Source organism: Mesorhizobium sp. M4A.F.Ca.ET.022.05.2.1 (genome assembly GCF_003998845.1).
Taxonomy (GTDB): Bacteria; Pseudomonadota; Alphaproteobacteria; order Rhizobiales; family Rhizobiaceae; genus Mesorhizobium.
This window is the reverse complement of record NZ_RZOJ01000584.1, coordinates 1-2,802: the sequence shown is the minus strand read 5'-3', so window position 1 is coordinate 2,802 and position 2,802 is coordinate 1. Positions and strand designations below refer to the sequence as shown.

Below are 2,802 nucleotides of genomic sequence, written 5' to 3'. Positions count from 1 at the left end.
TGCTCGGCGTCTACCTCGCCGGCGAAGGCATCGTCGAGACGACAGCGGTGCGGAGAAGTCTGTCGTGACGGCGCTGCTTTCCATGCGCGACCTCACGGTCGCCTACCGCGGCAACGGCCGCGAGGTGCCGGCGCTGAAGGGTGTCAGCCTGGAGATCGAGGCCGGTGAGCGCCTAGCGATCATCGGCGAAAGCGGTTCGGGCAAGAGCACGCTGGCGCTGGCGATCGCTGGGTTGCTGCCAAGGTCTGCCAGGATTGACGGTGAGATCGAGTGGCAAATTCCGGAATCTCCATCGTCTCATTCCTTCGCGCCCCCCTCTGTCCTGCCGGACATCTCCCCCACAAGGGGGGAGATCAGACCCTCATATCCGCTTTCGCCAATCTCCGAGGCTGGAGAAGGAGAGTCGCCGGCGACGCTGCCAATCTCCCCCCAAGTGGGGGAGATGTCCGGCAGGACAGAGGGGGGCGCGACAGAACGCCAACCTCTCCCCGTTCGTGAGAAAACTGTCCTCCTCGGCCGTGACATCGGCTTCGTCTTCCAGGACCCCTCCTCGAGCCTCGACCCGGTCATGCCGGTCGGCAACCAGATCGCCGAGGTCGCACGCACCCATCTCAAACTCACCTGGGCGCAGGCTTTCGCCAAAGCCAAGACCCTGCTCGAACGCGTCCGCTTACCCGATCCGGACACGTCCATGCGCGCTTACCCGCACCAGCTATCCGGCGGCCAGAAGCAGCGCGTCGCGATCGCCGCGGCAATAGCCGCCGGTCCGAAACTGCTGATCGCCGACGAGGCGACCAGCGCGCTCGACACCATCGTGCAGGCCGAGATCGTGTCGCTCATCCGGCGGCTGGTGGCCGAGGACGGCATGACGCTGCTGTTCATCAACCACGACATCGCGCTCGCCGCCGAGCTTGCCGAGCGCATCGCTGTGTTCCGCCATGGCGAACTGCTCGAGCTCGGCACGACGGCGGAGATCGTCAACGCCCCGCGCCACGCCTATACGCGCGCGCTGCTCGACGCTCATCTCGGCCTCGATGCCGGACAGTTGCGGCAGACCGGAGCGCCGGCATGAGCCTGCTCACCGTCTCCGGTCTCACCAAGCACTATCGCCGCGGCGGCAGAACCGTCTCCGCCGTCGATGGCGTCTCCTTGGCGATCGGGCCCGGCGAGACGCTGGCGCTTGCCGGCCCGTCCGGCAGCGGCAAGTCGACCATCGCCCGGCTGGTGCTCAGGCTGATCGAGCCGGACGCCGGCACCATCCGGTTCGAGGGCGCAGACTTCCTCTCGCTGGGCGGAGCGGCCCTGCGCGCCAGGCGAGCGCGGCTGCAGATGGTGTTCCAGGATCCGCTCGCCGCCTTCAATCCGCGCGCCACGGTGGCGCGCGTGCTGGACGACCCCTTGCGTATCCACGGCATCGCCTCGCGCACTGAGCGCCCGCGCCGCATCGCCGCCCTGCTGGAACGGGTTGGCCTTGGCGCCGATCTCGCGCCGCGCGCCATCCACGAGATCTCCGGCGGCCAGCGCCAGCGCGTCGCCATTGCCCGCGCCATCGCCACCAGACCGTCGCTGATTGTGCTCGATGAGGCCGTGTCGGCGCTCGACGTATCGGTGCGCGGTCAGATCCTGGACTTGCTGCTTGACCTGCAGCGCGAGGAACGGATCGCCTACCTTTTCATTTCGCACGATCTCGGCGTCGTCCGCGCCGTCGCCCACCGCCTCGTCATCCTCGATGCCGGACGGGTCGCCGAGAGCGGCGAGGCGCGGGCCGTCATCGGCAACCCGCAATCGGCGATCGGCAAGGCGCTTGTGGCGGCAACGCCGAAACTGAACAGGACCGCAACACCATGACCGACCCAGAAACCAGAGCCGAAAAACTGTCGCGCGAGCTCGATTCCGCTTTCCGCAACCGGGCCGATCTCTACCGCCTCTTCCTCGATGAACTGACCGCGGAACTCGGCGCCGAAAGGGCCGAGGCGGTCATGATCCGCACCATCGAGCAGCGCGGCAGGGAAGTCGCGGCCGCGGCTTTCGCTGATTTCGGACCCAACGACGCGCCGGCGATCGGCGAGGCGTTTCTGGCCGTCAGCCCCGATGGCGGCCGCATGTACCCGACCGATGTCGAGCGCGACGCGACCCACATCGCCTTCAAGGTAAGGCGCTGCCCGCTGAAGGACGCCTGGGTCGAGGCCGGCGTCGGCGAGGAGAAGCTCGCCACGCTCTGCCGCATCGCCGGCGCCTTCGACCGCGGCCTGTTCGAGGCGACCGGCGTGCGCTTCGAAAACGTCACCTGGACGCCGGGCCACGGTTCCGGCTGCTGCCACATCGCGCTTACCAACAGGGATGCCGGTTAGCCAGCTTACCGTCCTCCCGCGCGCTCAGTGCTTGATGCGGTCGCGCATCGCATACCACAGCATGCCGAGCACATAGAGCGGACCGCGCAACGCCGTGCCGCCCGGGAACGGCAGCGGGCTAAGCGTCGAGAACAGGTCGAGCCGCGCGGAATCGCCGGTGATCGCCTCGGCCAGCAGCTTGCCGGACAGTGTCGACAGGATGACGCCCTTGCCGGAATAGCCATGCGCGAAATAGACCTCGCCATAGTGCCCGACATGCGGCAGGCGTGACGTCGTCACCGACACCAGCCCGCCCCAGGCATGGTCGATGCGGCAGCCCTTCAGTTGCGGGAAGGTCTGTTCCATGTGCGGCCGCACGAAGCCGGCGATGTCGGCCGGCGGCGACGGCGTGTAGCGTTCGCCGCCGCCGAACAACAGGCGCCCATCCGCCGACATCCGGTAGTAGTTAGCC

General features: G+C 67.9%; 4 protein-coding genes. 3 read left to right on the top strand and 1 reads right to left on the bottom strand.

Annotated elements, in window-relative coordinates; translation table 11 throughout:
• Positions 1 to 64 precede the first annotated feature (64 nt).
• The 3 genes from EN745_RS33130 to EN745_RS33120 are packed head-to-tail and all read left to right on the top strand — an operon-like array spanning position 65 to position 2,351.
• The gene (locus tag EN745_RS33130; protein ID WP_245455376.1) at positions 65 to 1,072 is read left to right on the top strand and encodes an ABC transporter ATP-binding protein; all 1,008 of its coding nucleotides are present in this window, start codon (positions 65 to 67) and stop codon (positions 1,070 to 1,072) included.
• Complete coding sequence (locus tag EN745_RS33125) at positions 1,069 to 1,848, top strand: ATP-binding cassette domain-containing protein (protein ID WP_126058189.1); 780 nt, start codon at positions 1,069 to 1,071, stop codon at positions 1,846 to 1,848. Before EN745_RS33130 ends, EN745_RS33125 begins: the two co-directional genes overlap by 4 nt.
• Entirely contained in the window at positions 1,845 to 2,351 is a 507-nt protein-coding gene (locus EN745_RS33120) for an L-2-amino-thiazoline-4-carboxylic acid hydrolase (protein WP_126058188.1), read from the top strand. The genes EN745_RS33125 and EN745_RS33120 overlap by 4 nt, the downstream gene beginning before the upstream one ends.
• Positions 2,352 to 2,375: 24 nt before the next feature.
• Here EN745_RS33120 and EN745_RS33115 read toward each other — a convergent pair.
• The coding region (locus EN745_RS33115) for an FAD-binding oxidoreductase (RefSeq protein WP_145992281.1) at positions 2,376 to 2,802 on the bottom strand (427 nt) is incomplete at its 5' end.

Bases quoted from the DNA above. Each gene is read 5' to 3' on its own strand.
- EN745_RS33120 (WP_126058188.1), top strand. From the start codon at position 1,845: ATGACCGACCCAGAAACCAGAGCCGAAAAACTGTCGCGCGAGCTCGAT.
- EN745_RS33125 (WP_126058189.1), top strand. From the start codon at position 1,069: ATGAGCCTGCTCACCGTCTCCGGTCTCACCAAGCACTATCGCCGCGGC.